The sequence below is a fragment of the Pseudonocardia sp. CA-142604 genome (assembly GCF_050948475.1).
In the GTDB taxonomy this organism is placed as follows: Bacteria; Actinomycetota; Actinomycetes; order Mycobacteriales; family Pseudonocardiaceae; genus Pseudonocardia; species Pseudonocardia alaniniphila.
This window is the reverse complement of sequence record NZ_CP192045.1, coordinates 9,530,798-9,545,724: the sequence shown is the minus strand read 5'-3', so window position 1 is coordinate 9,545,724 and position 14,927 is coordinate 9,530,798. Positions and strand designations below refer to the sequence as shown.

Here is a 14,927-nt window from a genome sequence, read left to right as displayed (position 1 = left end):
CTGCGCTCGGTCGGCGCTGCGCGAAGGCGCTGTGACACTGATTCGCTCGCAAGCTCGCTCACCGGGCCTCCACGAACCGGACGGTGCCCCCGGGCTCGAGCAGGGCACCACGCTCGAGATCCCACAGCACCGCGTCGGTGCGACCGATCAACTGCCAGCCGCCGGGCGACGCGCGAGGGTAGATACCGCTGAACTCACCCGCCAGCCCGACCGACCCCGGCGGCACGGACGTCCGTGGCTCGGCCCGGCGCTCGACGTCCAGGCGTGGATCGCCCCCTGCGAGGTAGGCGAAGCCCGGCGCGAACCCGCCGAAGGCGACCCGCCACGGCGTGCCCGTGTGCGCCTCGACCACACCCGCCGCGCCGAGCCCGGTGAGCCGCCCCACCTCGTCGAGGTCGGGCCCGTCGTAGACGACCGCGATCTCGATGTCCTTCCCGTCCGGCGGCGGCGCGCCCGGCTCCACGGGCAGCGCGAGCACCGCCCGGCGGGCCGCGACCAGGTCGGTGCGGGGGACGAAGGTGAGCAGCACCGTCCGCGCCGCAGGGACGACGTCGAGCACGCCGTCGGGTGGGTCCGCGCGCACGGCGTCAGCCAGCGCGAGCACCTCGGGTAGTCCGTCGACCTCGATGAGCAGCCCGGCGTCCCCGTACGGCAGCACCTTCACCCTGCGCGCTCCCCGGCGAACGGCGTCACCTCGACACCCGCGCCGTCCAGGCCCGCTCGGACCGCCGTGGCCATCGCCACCGCTCCGGGGGAGTCGCCGTGCACGCACGCCGACTCCGCGTCCACCCGTACCTCGCTGCCGTCCACGGCTGTCACGATCCCGGACTCGATCATCCGCAGCAGCCGCGCGGTCACCTCGTGCGGGTCGTGCAGCAGCGCGCCCGGCTGCGAGCGGGGCACGAGCGTGGCCTCCGGGGTGTATCCGCGGTCGACGAAGAACTCGCGCACCGTCCGCAGTCCGGCGGCCTCGGCCGCGCGCAGCAGCGCCGAGCCGGGCAGCCCGAGCACGGGCAGCGATGCGTCGTACGCGCGGACCGCCGCCACCACCGCCTCGGCCTGCGCCTCGTGGTGCACCACCGCGTTGTAGAGGGCTCCGTGCGGTTTGACGTAGCGCACCGCGGTGCCGCTCACGCGGCACATCCCGTCGAGTGCACCGATCTGGTACACGATGTCGTCGGCCAGTTGACCCGGCTCCACGTCGATGAACCGGCGGCCGAACCCCGCCAGGTCGCGATAGCCGACCTGCGCGCCCACCACCACCCCGGACGTGGCGGCCTTGGCACAGGTGTGGCGCAGCGTCGAGGGGTCGCCGGCGTGGAAGCCGCAGGCCACATTGGCCGAGGTGACGAGGTCGAGCATCGCGTCGTCGTCGCCGAGCACCCACCGGCCGAACGACTCGCCGAGATCAGAGTTGAGGTCCACGCTCACAGGGTTGTCCAATCCGCTTCGCGGGGAACCGGGACGCGCCGGATCACGGCCGCTCAGGGTCTCCGGAGCCTATGGATCGCCGGACAACGCGGCAAGGACGAGCCCGGCGGGCCACCCGTCGTCGCGCCTCCGGCAGGCAGGATCGACGTCATGACGGATGATTCTCCTGCTGCACTCGTGACCGGTGGCGGCAGCGGCATCGGACGGGCCACCGTGCGGCGGCTGGTGAAGGACGGCTGGCGTGTCGTGGTCGCGGACCTCAACGCCGACAACGGCGAGGCGACGGCCGCCGAGCTCGGTGCGGCCGCCCGGTTCGTGCGTACCGACGTGGCGCAGGAGCCCGACGTGCGCGCCGCCGTCGACGCGTGCGTGGACCGATTCGGCCGGATCGACTGCGTGGTGAACAACGCCGGTGTCGGGGGCGCCTTCGGGCGGATCACCGAGATCGAGGTCGAGGACTGGGACTACACGTTCGCCGTGCTGGTGCGCGGGGTGTTCCTGGGGATCAAGCACGGGGCCGCCGCCATGCAGGCAGCCGGGCGGGGCGGGTCGATCGTCAACGTCGCCTCGATCGCCGGGTTCGCGGCGGGTGCGGGACTGCAGGCCTACTCGGCCGCGAAGGCCGCCGTGATCAACCTCGGCAAGGTGGCCGCCACCGAGCTCGGGCCCGATCGGATCCGCGTCAACACGGTGTGCCCCGGCCTGATCGAGACGCCGCTGGTCGGTGCGGGCCGCGCTGACGCCGCCGACCGGATGGCCGCGGCGATCGACAAGGCGCAGCCGTGGCCGGACCTGGGGCGCCCGGATGACATCGCCGAGGTCATCGCGTTCCTCGCCGGGCCCGCCGTGCCGTTCCTCACGGGCGAGCAGATCACCGTGGACGGAGGCGTGATCGCCGCCGGGCCGCGGCTGGACGAGGCGTACGGCGGGGATCCGGGTGCGCGCGGCTACGTGGGCGTCAACCGCGGCACGACGGGCGAGGGGCCCACGGTGCGCCGTCAGCCCTGATCTGCGCCCGGCGCCCGCGACTGGACCGGCGGCGCGCTCGCACGGACCTCTCGGACGAGCGCGCCGCTCGTTCAGCTCGGTTGCGAGTCCCGGCGGCGGTCAGCCGGTGTTGCGCAGACCCGCGGCGATGCCGTTGATGGTCAGCAGCAGCGCACGGTGCAGGTCGGGGTCGGGTTCGTCGGTGGTACGGCGCTGGCTGAGCAACTCGACCTGCAGGTGGTGCAGGGGTTCGAGGTAGGCCGCGCGCACCGCGAGGGTGTTGCGCAGCACCGGGTGGCGGGCCAGGAGGGTGGAGCTCCCGGTGAGCCGCAGCACCTCGCCCAGGGTGCGCTCGTGCTCGGCGACGATGTCGTCGAAGATCGGGTGCAGGTCGGGCTCCACCAGCTCGGAGACGTAGAACCCGGCGATCCGCAGGTCGGTCTTCGTCAGCGTCATCTCGACGTTGCCGAGCAGGTTGGTGAAGAACGCCCACTCCCGCATCTCGTCGAGCACCTCGCCGTAGCCCGCCTCGCGCGCCGCACGCAGCCCCGTGCCGAGCCCGTACCAGCCGGGCACGACCATGCGGGTCTGCGTCCAGCCGAACACCCACGGGATGGCGCGCAGGTCGTCGAGGGTCGGGGCACCGCGGCCCGGCCGCCGGGACGGGCGGGAGCCGACGTTGAGCCGTCCCAGCTCGTCGACGGGGGTGGCCGACGCGAAGAACTCGGGGAGGCCGGGCCGCCCGACGAGCCCGCGGTAGGTGTCCCGTGCGGCGTTGCTGACGACGTCCATCACCTCGTCCCAGCGGTCCAGCTTGGCGCCACTCCAGCGAGCCGACTGGTGCAGGAGCGTGGCCTCCAGCACCGCGGCCAGCATGGTCTCGAGGTTGTCGTGGGCCAGTGCGGGCAGCGAGTACTTGTCGGAGATCACCTCTCCCTGCTCGGTGACCTTCATCGTGGCGTCCACCGACCCGAACGGCGCCGAGGCGACGGCCTCGGCGGACGGCCCGCCGCCGCGCCCGACCGAGCCGCCACGGCCGTGGAACAGCCGCAGCCTGACCCCGTGCTTGGCGCCGATGTCGCGCAGCTGGCGCTGCGCCCGGTGGATCTCCCATTGCGACGTGGTGATGCCGGCGCCCTTGTTGGAGTCCGAGTAGCCCAGCATCACCTCCTGGAGGTCGCCGCGGTTGCGGACGTGCTGGCGGTAGGCGGGCACGGACAGCAGGCCGTCGAGCAGCTCGCCCGCCTGGGAGAGCTCCTCGACGGTCTCGAACAGCGGCACGAGGTCGATCGACGAGCGAGGGTTCCGGTGCAGCTCCACCATGAACGCCTCGCGAGCGAGGACGGCGACGGCCAGCACGTCGTCGACGCCCTGGCACATGGAGACGATGTAGGTCCGCGCCGCCTCCTGGCCGTACTCGTGCTGGACGTCGTGCAGCATGTCGAAGGTCGCCAGCACGTCCACGGCATCCGCGGGGAGGCCGTAGTGGCGACGCACCAGCGGGCGTCCGCCCTCCAGCTCGCGGGCGAGGAGCTGCGTGCGCTCCTCGCGGGACAGCTCCGCGTACGGCTTCGGCAGCTCGCCCAGCGCGTCGTAGACGGCGCCGAGGGCCTCGTGGTGGCGCGCGCTGTGCTCCCGGACGTCGAGCTCGGCGAGGTGCAGCCCGAGTGCCCTCGCGGTGCGCAGGGCACGGGCGAGCGTGCCGTCGGCGATGCGTCCGCCGAGGTGGCCACGCAAGGAGCGGTCGATCACCGCGAGGTCCTCGACGTACGCCTGCGAACCCAGGTAGTCGCGCCCCGGCTGGTGCTCACCGTGCTGCTTGATGCGCGCGTGGGTGTTCGCGAGCCGCGCCCGGACGTAGGAGAGCTTGAGCCGGTACGGCTCGTGCGCGTTGAGCCGGATGAACCGGTCGTGGATCTGCGGAAGCGCCCGGCGGTCGCGCGCCAGCGAGCTGCGCAGCTCCTCGGACACGCCGATCACGCGGGTGGAGATGCTCAGCTCGCTGACCAGGTCCTCGACCAGGCCCTCGTGGATGCGGATGGCCCGGTCCGAGTACAGCTCCAGCACCTCGCGCGTCACGGCCGGGGTGACGTTGGGGTTCCCGTCGCGGTCGCCACCGACCCAGCAGCCGAGCGCGAGCGGACGCGCCCCCTCGGGCACGGTGAAACCGGCCGCGCGTACCTCGCGCTCGAACTCGCCGAGCAGCTCGGGCACGGCGGTACGGCCCAGCTGCTCCATGTACCAGCCGATCGCCCGGGCCTCGTCGGCGACGGTCGGCTTGTCGGGGCGCAGCTCGTCGGTCTGCCAGAGCAGGTCGACGAGGGCGGCGAGCTCCTCGTCCGGCGCCCCCCGGTCCAGGGCGGTGGCCACGCGCCGCACGATCGCGAGCACCGACTGGCGGGAGGACTCGGTGGGGTGCGCCGTGAACACCGGCCGCAGTTCGGTGCGGGCCAGCACGGCCTGCACCTCCGCATGGTCGGGTCCGCCCTCGTCGGTGGAGCGGGCGAGCCGCTCCATGAGCCGGCGCAGTGGGCCGCGACCGTCGGGATCGGAGCCGGCGAGCTCCCTGGCCCGGTGGCGCTGCTCCGCGATGTTGGCGAGCTGGAAGTACTGCGAGAAGGCCCTCGCCAGCGACACCGCGGTGCCGGTGTCCAGCCCGGAGAGCAGCTTGGTGACCTCGGCGTCCCCGTCCCCGCCCGCCGCGATCGCCGACCGCGAGAGCCGCCGGACCTGCTCGACGAGCTCCAGCAGCTCGGGCCCACCGTGGTGCGCGAGGGTCTGGCCGAGCATCGTCGAGAGCCGCCTGATGTCGGCGCGCAGGGCGTCGTGCCCGGACGCCGAGATCACACCGGCATGGGCCGCGACGTCGCGGGGAGCGCCGTCGGACCGCGCGGTGGCGGCGTCGGAAGGCGACAGATCCGGTGGCCCGGTGTCGAACATCGAGCGCACAAGATCGCTCACTGGCGTCTCCGATTCGGCCGTCGGGGCCGTTCGCGCCGGTGGGAACGACAGGACGAGCCGACATCGTCCCCTCTCCACGGTGCCGCGCGCCAGCCCCTGGACCGTCCGGAATGGATCAGCCGGGCAGGTCCAGCAGCGCCGCGAGCGCCATCCGCGTCAGCACCGCCGCCACGGCGGGTGCGCGCTCCACGTCGAACCCCGGGGCGCTGTGCGGGGTGGAGTTCAGCAGGCCGAACGCGCCGTGCGCGGCGATCCGGGCCGACTCGACGGGCAGACCGGGGTGCACCCGCTGCAGCGCGTCCACCCAGATCTCCACGTAGGTGCGCTGGAGCAGACGCACCCTCCTGCGTGCCTCGACCGGCAGGTTCGCCAGGTCGCGGTCCTGCACCACGATCAGCTCCGGCTCGCGCAGGGCGAAGTCGGCCTGGAACTCGACGAGAGCCGTCAGCACCGTCCGCGGGTCGTCCGACGACCTGGCGCGGGCCTGTCCGCCGGCGAGCAGGTGCTCGCTGATGCCGATGAGCATCTCGGCGAGCAGCGCCTCCTTGCCGGGGAAGTGCCGGTACAGCGCGGGTCCGCTGACCCCGACCGCCGCTCCCAGGTCGGCGATGCTCACGCCGTGGAAGCCGTGCTTGGCGAACAGCTGCGCCGCGACCGTGAGGATCTGCTGCCGCCTACCGCCTGCCGGCACCACCGGGGACGCTGCCACCCGGGCAGCGTAGCCCTCGTGTTAATACCTGCTAACCCACTTGTGGTCGCCCTCAGCAGGGTCACAGCGCCGATCGTTACGCTCGTAGGATGGCCCGGCTACCGAAGGCGATTCGCGCGCGCCTCGGCGTCCGCACAGCGTCGGCGCTGTCTGCCGCCGCGGTGGTCGCCATTGCGTTGATCGTCGCGGGTGCGGCGCTCGTCTTCCTGGTCGGCCAGTCGCTGCGGGCCACGGTGAAGGACTCCGCCGAGGACCGGACGAAGCAGATCGTCGAGCGGGTCGAGGGCAACTACGAGGGCTCGGCCAACGAGAACGCCCGAGAGGCGATCGACGTCCTCGCCACCCCGGACGACCTGGTCCAGGTGCTCGTCAGGTACGAGTCGGACGACGACGAGGACCACGTCACGGTGATCGAGGCCGGTAGCGACGCCGCAGGCCGGGCGGCGGCGCTGTCCACGATCACACCCGACGACGGGAAGTCCGTCGTGTTGCCCAACACCGAGGTCAGGCGCGCCGACGGCGTCCCGGCCAAGGTCGTGCTGGTGGCGGCCGGGGCGGTGTCCGCGGGCGACCACGTCGTCGTACTGGTGGCGATGCCGCTGAAGCCCGTCGACGACGCCACCAGCACGTTGTTGTTCTACCTGATGTTCGGCGTGCCGATCCTCATCCTCATCACCGGGCTCACCACGTACTTCTTCGCGGGACGGGCGCTGCGCCCGGTGGAGGCGATCCGGTCGCGCGTGGCCGCGATGAGCGAGAAGGACCTGTCCCAGCGCGTCCCCGTGCCCCCCGCTCGCGACGAGGTGGGCCGCCTGGCCGAGACGATGAACGCGATGATCGAGCGGCTGCAGGACGCTCAGGGCGTCCAGCGCCGGTTCGTCGCCGACGCCAGCCACGAGCTGCGCAGCCCGCTCGCCACGATCGCCACCGGTCTCGAGCTCATGCAGCGCGGCTCGAACGAGCCCGGCACCGTCACGGCGCTGCGGGGTGAGACCGAGCGGCTCAACCGGCTGGTCGACGCGCTGCTGCTACTCGCCAGGGCCGACGAGCGCGGGCTGCAGCCGCGCCGCGAAGAGGTCGACCTCGACGAGGTCGCCGAGTCCGAGCGTGGCCGCCCCTCCGAGAGCCGGGTGGTGGCCGAGGTGCAGACCGAGCCGGTTCGCGTGATCGGAGACCGCGGCCAGCTGGCCAGGGTCGTGCGCAACCTCGTCGACAACGCGCGCCGGCATGCCCGCTCCCGGGTGGTCGTCAGGGTCATGCGGGAGGGCGGTATGGCGGTGGTGGAGGTCTCGGACGACGGACCGGGTGTGCCCCTCGAGGACCGGGCCAGGGTGTTCGACCGGTTCGTACGCCTCGACGCGGCCCGGGCCAGGGCGGACGGAGGCTCCGGGCTGGGCCTGGCGATCGTCGCCGAGGTCGTGGCGGCCCACGGCGGCACCGTGGAGGTGGACGACGCGACGATCGGCGGGGCGCGGTTCCGCGTGCGCCTGCCCGCGCAGCCGCCCGTGCCCGTCGGCGACCGCACCCCGGCTGTCCCGTGGCAGCCCGTCGCTCCCACGCCGACGGCGCCCACCCCAGCGGTTGCGCACTTGCAGCAGCCGGTGCGCGACGAGGATGCGAAGCGCGATCCGGAAACGAGGCCGTGGGGCCTGCCGGCCGTCCCGACCAGCCCGCCCGTCGGTCTCCCGTCGCCGCGGCGCCGGTCGGCTCAGCCGGGCATGCCGGGCGGTCAGCCCGGCTCGGTCATCCGGTAACCCACCCCGCGCACGGTGTCGATGCTCCGCGTGCCGAACGGCGTGTCGATCTTGCGGCGGAGGTAGCCGACGTACACCTCGACGACGTTGACCTCGCCCTCGTAGTGGGCGTCCCAGACGGCGCGCAGGATGTCGGTCTTCGTGACGACCTCGCCGGCGTGGCGCATCAGGTGTTCCAGCACGCCGAACTCGCGCGGGGTCAGCGTGATCTCGGTGTCTCCGCGGTGCACCCGGTGGCGGGCGGGGTCGAGCCGCAGCGTGCCGACGTTCAGCACGGCGGGTCTGGCTTCCCCGGAGCGCCGCAGGAGGGCGCGCAGCCGGGCGAGGAGCACGACGAACGAGAACGGCTTGACGAGGTAGTCGTCGGCGCCGAGGTCGAAGGCGTCGGCCTCGTCGTACTCACCGTCCTTGGCGGTCAGCATGAGCACCGGGGTCCAGATCGACGCCGCGCGCATCCGTTCCAGCACGCGGTAGCCGGACAGGCCGGGCAGCATGATGTCGAGCACGACGACGTCATGTTGGTGAGTGCTCGCCGCTGCCAAGCCGGCGAGGCCGTCGTGCACGACGTGCACGGAGTGGCCCTCGTTGGTCAACCCACGCCGCACCATCTCGGCCAGCGGTACCTCGTCCTCCACCAGCAGTACCCGCACGATCAAACCGTATAGGGCATGGGCGGGGTGTCCCTCCTCCCACCCGCCGTGGCGGTACTGGCATCACCCGGTTAATGAGCGTTAACATCGGCGCCAGTCGACCGAGGGAGTCAGCATGCCCGTCGTCATGTCCGCTCCGGTGCTGCGCAGCGCGGTCGACCCAGCGGGGCAGGACTCCGCACGTCACACCGCTGCGCACCGGGAGCTGGTCGCCGACCTGCGGCAGAAGATCGCGGCGGCCCGGCTGGGCGGCCCCGAACGTTCCCGCATCCGCCACGTCGAGCGCGGCAAGATGCTGCCGCGCGATCGGGTGGACTCGCTGGTCGACCCGTCGAGCCCGTTCCTCGAGCTGTCGCCGCTCGCCGCCGGTGGGATGTACGACGACGAGGCCCCCGGTGCCGGCCTGATCACCGGCGTCGGACGGGTGGCGGGGCGCGAGTGCGTGATCGTGGCCAACGACGCCACCGTCAAGGGCGGCACCTACTACCCGATGACGGTCAAGAAGCACCTGCGCGCCCAGGAGGTGGCGCTGCACAACCGGTTGCCGTGCATCTACCTCGTCGACTCCGGGGGCGCGTACCTCCCGGAGCAGGACAACGTCTTCCCCGACCGGGAGCACTTCGGTCGCATCTTCTACAACCAGGCCACGATGTCCGGGCTCGGCATCCCGCAGATCGCGGCGGTCCTCGGCTCCTGCACAGCGGGCGGTGCGTACGTACCCGCGATGAGCGACGAAGCCGTGATCGTGCGCAACCAGGGCACGATCTTCCTGGGCGGCCCGCCGCTGGTGAAGGCGGCCACCGGCGAGGTGGTCACGGCCGAGGAGCTGGGCGGGGGCGACCTGCACTCGCGGATCTCCGGGGTCACCGACCACCTCGCGAACGACGACGCGCACGCCCTGCGGATCGTCCGCTCGATCGTCGCGACGCTGGGGCAGCGCCCGGTGCGGCCCTGGGACGTCGTGCCCACCGAGGAGCCCGCCGTCGATCCCGCGACGCTCTACGACGCGGTGCCCACCGACTCACGCACGCCCTACGACGTGCGCGAGGTGATCGCGCGGATCGTCGACGGTTCCCGCTTCCACGAGTTCAAGGCCGAGTACGGCACAACTCTCGTCACCGGATTCGCGCGGTTGCACGGGCACCCCGTCGGAATCGTCGCGAACAACGGGATCCTCTTCTCCGAGTCGGCGCTCAAGGGCGCGCACTTCATCGAGCTGTGCGACCAGCGCGGTGTCCCGCTGGTGTTTCTCCAGAACATCTCCGGCTTCATGGTCGGCCGCGAGTACGAGGCCGGCGGAATCGCGAAGAACGGGGCGAAGATGGTGACGGCCGTCGCCTCCACGCGGGTCCCGAAATTCACCCTGATCATCGGTGGCTCCTTCGGCGCGGGGAACTACTCGATGTGCGGGCGGGCCTATTCGCCGAGGTTCCTCTTCATGTGGCCCAATGCGCGTATCTCGGTGATGGGTGGCGAGCAGGCGGCCACGGTGCTCTCCGCTGTGCGCGGCGACGGGAACGGCGAGTCCGAGGAGTCCTTCAAGGAGCGCATTCGCGCCCAGTACGAGCACCAGGGCCACCCGTACTACTCCACTGCGCGGATCTGGGACGACGGCGTGATCGACCCCCTCGACACGAGAACGGTCCTGGGCTTGGCGTTGAGCGCAGCGGCCAATGCCCCCCTCGAGACGCCCCATTTCGGCGTCTTCCGGATGTGACTTCCCCGACCAGCAGGAAGGCTTCGCGTGTTTGACACCGTGCTCGTCGCGAACCGGGGTGAGATCGCCGTGCGCGTGCTGCGCACGCTGCGGCGGCTCGGCGTGCGTTCCGTCGCCGTGTACTCCGATGCCGACGCCGACGCTCCCCACGTCGCGCTGGCCGACGTCGCCGTCCGGATCGGGCCGGCGCCCGCCGCGCAGAGCTACCTGTCGATCCCGGCGGTGATCGAGGCTGCGCGGGCCACGAGCGCGCAGGCCATCCACCCTGGCTACGGGTTCCTGAGCGAGAACACCGCCTTCGCCGCGGCCTGCGACGAGGCCGGCATCTCGTTCGTCGGGCCACCGGCCACCGCGATCGAGGCGATGGGCGACAAGATCCGCGCCAAGCAGACCGTCGCCAAGGCGGGCGTGCCCGTCGTCCCGGGCTCGGACGGCGCAGGCCTCTCCGACAACGACCTGATCGCGGCCGTCGAGCAGATCGGGTACCCGGTGCTGCTCAAACCCAGCGCGGGCGGTGGTGGCAAGGGCATGCACGAGGTGCACCGTCCCGACCAGCTCGCCGACGCCATCGCAACGGCCCGGCGCGAGGCCCGCGGATCCTTCGGTGACGACACGCTGCTGGTGGAGCGGCTCGTGAGCACCCCTCGGCACATCGAGATCCAGGTCATGGCCGACACGCACGGCAACGTCATCCATCTCGGTGAGCGCGAGTGCAGCCTGCAGCGGCGCCACCAGAAGATCGTGGAGGAGGCGCCGTCGGCGCTGCTCGGCGAGACGCAACGCGCCGCGATGGGCGCCGCGGCGGTCGAGGCGGCCCGCGCGGTGGGCTACACCGGCGCGGGCACGGTGGAGTTCATCGTGGAGGGCGACCGGGCCGACGGCGATCTCGCCTCGAACGGGGCCTTCTACTTCATGGAGATGAACACCCGGCTCCAGGTGGAGCACCCGGTCACCGAGATGGTCACGGGGCTCGACCTCGTCGAGCTGCAGCTGCGGGTGGCCGCGGGCGAGCCGCTGCCGATCGGGCAGGAGGACGTGCGCCTTACCGGGCACGCGGTGGAGGCGCGGGTCTATGCCGAGGACCCGGCCTCGGGCTTCCTGCCGACGGGTGGCCGGATCCTCGCGCTGCACGAACCGCAGGGGCCGGGGGTGCGGATCGACTCGGGCGTGGCGGAGGGGTTCGTCGTCGGCTCGGACTACGACCCGATGCTCGCCAAGGTCATCGCCCACGGCAGCGACCGGCCCGAGGCCCTGCGTCGCCTGGACGCCGCCCTGCGCGACACCGTGCTGCTCGGCCTCGACACCAACGTCGGCTTCCTGCGCGCCCTCCTCGCCGACGACGACGTCCGCGCGGCGCGGCTGGACACCGGCCTCGTCGGCCGCCGCGGCACCGCGTGGACCACGTCGGAGCTGCCCGCCGACGTGCTGGCCGCCACCGCGGCCCACGCGATGCTCGCGCTCGAACCCGCCGGGCCGGTGGTGGACCCCTTCGACGTGCCCGGCGGCTGGCGCGTCGGTGAGCCTGCCTGGACCACGTGGCAGATGCTGGTGTCCGGGCACGAGCCCGTCGTCGTGCGGGTTCGCGGGCGCGCAGGGGCGGCCGAGTGCGTCGTCGGCGACGACCCTCCGGTCGGTCTGCGGGCCCGTTGCGTCCCGGGGTCGCGCGACCTCGAGGTGACGGTGGACGGCGTCACCCGTCGCTACCAGTGCGCCCATGCAGACAGCACGTTGTGGATCGGCCGTGACGGGCTCGCCTGGGGCGTTCGTGAGCAGGCCCCCCTCGAAGCGGCGGCCACGGCCGATGAGGGCGCCGGCGGCCCTGTGCTCTCCCCGATGCCCGGCACCGTCACCGTCGTCGAGGTCACCGAGGGCCAGCAGGTGCGCGCGGGCCAGCGGCTCGTGGTGGTGGAGGCCATGAAGATGGAGCACGTCCTCACCGCGCCCATCGACGGGGTGGTCCGCGAGCTGCGGGCCCGCACCGGCACCACCGTGGCGCGCGACGCCGCGCTCCTGATCGTCGAACCCGGCACCGAGGAGGAATGAGATGGACCTCACGTTGAGCGGCGAGCACGAGGCGCTGCGGGCCACCGTCGAGGACTTTGCGCGCAAGGAGGTGGCGCCGGTCATCGGGGAGTTCTACGAGCGTGGCGAGTTCCCGTACGAGATCGTGGCGAAGATGGGCGCGATGGGCCTGTTCGGCCTGCCCTTCGACGAGGAGTACGGCGGCATGGGCGGGGACTACTTCGCCCTGTGCCTCGCGCTGGAGGAGCTCGCCCGCGTCGACTCGTCGGTGGCGATCACCCTGGAGGCCGGGGTGTCGCTGGGGGCGATGCCGATCTACCGGTTCGGCTCCGAGGAGCAGAAGCGGGAGTGGTTGCCCGCGCTCGTCGCCGGCGAGCGGCTCGGCGCGTTCGGGCTGACCGAGCCGGGCGGCGGCTCGGACGCAGGCGCCACCCGCACCACCGCCCGGCTCGACGGCGACGAGTGGGTGATCAACGGCTCGAAGGCCTTCATCACCAACTCCGGCACCGACATCACCTCGGTCGTCACGGTCACCGCGATCACGGGCGGCACGGACGCCGCCGGGCGCCGGGAGATCTCGGCGATCATGGTTCCGGCCGGCACACCGGGTTTCCGGGTGTCGCAGAAGTACTCGAAGGTCGGCTGGTCGGCCTCCGACACCCGCGAGCTCTTCTTCGACGACTGCCGGGTGCCCGCAGGCAACCTCCTCGGGCAGCGGGGCCGCGGCTACGCCCAGTTCCTCTCGATCCTCGACGAGGGCCGCGTTGCGATCGCGGCGTTGTCGGTCGGGCTCGCGCAGGGCTGTGTGGACGAGTCGGTGCGCTACGCCCACGAGCGTGAGGCGTTCGGCAGGCCGATCGGCAGCTACCAGGCCATCCAGTTCAAGATCGCCGACATGGAGGCGCGGGCGCACACGGCGAGGCTGGCGTACTACGCCGCCGCGGCGAAGATGCTGGCAGGCGAGCCGTTCAAGAAGGAGGCGGCGATCGCGAAGCTGGTGGCCTCGAACGCGGCGATGGACAACGCCCGCGACGCCACACAGGTCTTCGGGGGCTACGGGTTCATGAACGAGTATCCGGTGGGTCGCTTCTACCGTGATGCGAAGATCTTGGAGATCGGCGAAGGCACCTCCGAGGTTCAACGGATGTTGATCGCCCGGCAGCTCGGCCTGTAGCACCCCGCTGGCGCCACGGGGGTCGTCCACCGGAGGATGGTGGGGTGAACGCCCTGTTCGCCCGGATAGTCGTGATTGTGAGCGGTGCCGCAATCTTGGTGGTGGAGACGCTCTCCACCCGGCTCGTGGCGCCTTACGTCGGTCTGACCATCGAGTCCACCACGGCCGTGATCGGTGTGGCGTTGGCCGGGATCGCGGCCGGTGCGTCACTCGGTGGCCGCTGGTCCGACGTGCTGCCACCGCGCCGGGTCGCCGCCGGTGCACTGGCCGTCGGCGGGCTGGGCGTGCTCGTGGTGCGCCCGCTGATCCGGCTCCTGGGTCCGGGGCTCGGCCCGGGCCCGTACGCGGCGGTGGTGCTGGTCGCGGTATCGACGCTCGTGTCGGTCACCGCGCTCGCGATGGTGACGCCTGCCGTCACCCGGGCTTGCCTTTCGAGCGTGGACGGCTCGGGCGCGGTGATCGGCAGGCTGTCGGCGGCCGGCACGCTCGGGTCACTGGCCGGGGTGTTCCTCACCGGTTTCGTGCTGGTGTCGTTGTTGCCGACCACGGTGATCCTGCTGGTCACGGCAGGAGCTTGCCTGACGCTGTCGGCGGTCACGGCCTCAGTTCGCACGCGGACAGCGGTGGCAGGGGTGGCCGTCGCGACGGCGGTGGCAGGCGCGCTGCTGGTGGTCGTGCCCGGGCGCTGCGACGTCGACACCGTCTATTACTGCGCCCGTGTCGAGACCGAACCGGGGGATCCGAACACCCGCATCCTCGTGCTCGACGATCTTCGCCACTCGGCTGTCGACCTCTCCGACCCCACCCGCCTGCAGTTCGCGTACACCCAGCGCTTCGCCGACGCGATCGACGCGGCCTTCCCGGGCAGGGGAGCGCTTCAGACGGTGCACCTCGGAGGGGGTGGGTTCACGATGCCCCGCTGGCTCGCGGCCACCCGTCCGGGCAGCACCTCCACCGTGCTCGAGGTGGACGCCGGGGTGGTCGAACTGGCCCGTCGCGAGCTGGACATCGACTCCATTCCCGGCACGTCGGTGCAGATCGGGGACGCCAGAACGTCGCTGGCGAGCGTGCCGACGGCGTCCGCCGACGTTGTGGTGGGCGACGCATTCGGCGAGCGGTCGGTGCCGTGGCATCTCGCCACGGCCGAATTCATGGGCGATGTGAACCGGGTGCTGCGCATCGACGGTGTCTTCGTGCTGAACGTGATCGACGACCAGCCGTGGCACCTGCTCGCCGCCGAGATGGCCACCGTCGCGAGCCGGTTCCCCCACGTCGCACTCCTGGTGCGACCGGATCAGCTCGCCCCGGGCGGCGGGGGCAACGCCGTGATCGTCGCATCCGACCGGCCGCTCGACGCCACCGCGATGGCCGCCCACGCCGCCGCTCACGGCGAGCCGAACTCGGTGCTCGGCGACGACGCCGCCCGCAACTTCGCCGCCGGTGCCCAAGTTCTCACCGACGACTGGGCGCCGGTCGACCAGCTGAGAGGCTGAGCACGGTACGGTCCGCACGACCCGAGGGG

11 protein-coding genes are annotated in these 14,927 nt (G+C 72.2%); 6 read left to right on the top strand and 5 right to left on the bottom strand.

What is annotated here, in order from left to right:
* Positions 1-58: 58 nt before the first annotated feature.
* Complete coding sequence (locus tag ACQPZQ_RS43615) at positions 59-664, bottom strand: 5-oxoprolinase subunit B family protein (RefSeq protein ID WP_241036844.1); 606 nt, start codon at positions 662-664, stop codon at positions 59-61.
* Entirely contained in the window at positions 661-1,431 is a 771-nt protein-coding gene (locus ACQPZQ_RS43610; RefSeq protein WP_433290313.1) for a LamB/YcsF family protein, read from the bottom strand. Before ACQPZQ_RS43610 ends, ACQPZQ_RS43615 begins: the two co-directional genes overlap by 4 nt.
* A gap of 150 nt (positions 1,432-1,581) precedes the next feature.
* Here ACQPZQ_RS43610 and ACQPZQ_RS43605 point away from each other — a divergent pair, with 150 nt between their 5' ends.
* Positions 1,582-2,439 carry an SDR family NAD(P)-dependent oxidoreductase gene (locus tag ACQPZQ_RS43605; RefSeq protein WP_433290312.1) on the top strand — a complete coding sequence of 286 codons (858 nt, stop codon included), beginning with the start codon at positions 1,582-1,584 and terminating at the stop codon, positions 2,437-2,439.
* Positions 2,440-2,538: 99 nt separating this feature from the next.
* Here the strand turns inward: ACQPZQ_RS43605 and ppc are convergent, their stop codons facing one another.
* Together ppc and ACQPZQ_RS43595 are read right to left on the bottom strand one after the other, a co-directional pair.
* Positions 2,539-5,379, bottom strand: coding sequence for a phosphoenolpyruvate carboxylase (gene ppc / locus ACQPZQ_RS43600; protein WP_433290311.1), 2,841 nt, complete (start codon positions 5,377-5,379; stop codon positions 2,539-2,541).
* 115 nt (positions 5,380-5,494) lie between these two features.
* Positions 5,495-6,088, bottom strand: a complete 594-nt coding sequence (locus tag ACQPZQ_RS43595; protein ID WP_433290310.1) for an SACE_7040 family transcriptional regulator — start codon at positions 6,086-6,088, stop codon at positions 5,495-5,497.
* An 89-nt stretch (positions 6,089-6,177) separates the two neighbouring features.
* Here ACQPZQ_RS43595 and ACQPZQ_RS43590 point away from each other — a divergent pair, with 89 nt between their 5' ends.
* The gene (locus ACQPZQ_RS43590; RefSeq protein WP_433290309.1) at positions 6,178-7,842 is read left to right on the top strand and encodes a sensor histidine kinase; all 1,665 of its coding nucleotides are present in this window, start codon (positions 6,178-6,180) and stop codon (positions 7,840-7,842) included.
* On the opposite strand, the gene ACQPZQ_RS43585 is transcribed toward ACQPZQ_RS43590, so the two are convergent.
* A complete protein-coding gene (locus tag ACQPZQ_RS43585) occupies positions 7,818-8,492 on the bottom strand; it encodes a response regulator transcription factor (RefSeq protein ID WP_433290308.1) in 675 nt (224 codons plus the stop codon). The two genes, ACQPZQ_RS43590 and ACQPZQ_RS43585, sit on opposite strands and share 25 nt — an antisense overlap.
* A gap of 127 nt (positions 8,493-8,619) precedes the next feature.
* Between ACQPZQ_RS43585 and ACQPZQ_RS43580 the strand changes: the two genes are divergently transcribed.
* From ACQPZQ_RS43580 to ACQPZQ_RS43565, 4 genes are all read left to right on the top strand, one after another.
* Positions 8,620-10,209: a carboxyl transferase domain-containing protein gene (locus ACQPZQ_RS43580; RefSeq protein WP_433299677.1), complete on the top strand. Its 1,590-nt coding sequence runs from the start codon at positions 8,620-8,622 to the stop codon at positions 10,207-10,209.
* A 27-nt stretch (positions 10,210-10,236) separates the two neighbouring features.
* On the top strand, positions 10,237-12,252 hold the full coding sequence (locus tag ACQPZQ_RS43575; RefSeq protein WP_433290307.1) for an acetyl-CoA carboxylase biotin carboxylase subunit: 2,016 nt from the start codon (positions 10,237-10,239) through the stop codon (positions 12,250-12,252).
* 1 nt (position 12,253) lies between these two features.
* A complete protein-coding gene (locus ACQPZQ_RS43570; RefSeq protein ID WP_433290306.1) occupies positions 12,254-13,405 on the top strand; it encodes an acyl-CoA dehydrogenase family protein in 1,152 nt (383 codons plus the stop codon).
* Between the two features lie 77 nt (positions 13,406-13,482).
* Positions 13,483-14,898: a fused MFS/spermidine synthase gene (locus tag ACQPZQ_RS43565; protein ID WP_433290305.1), complete on the top strand. Its 1,416-nt coding sequence runs from the start codon at positions 13,483-13,485 to the stop codon at positions 14,896-14,898.
* Positions 14,899-14,927: the final 29 nt, after the last annotated feature.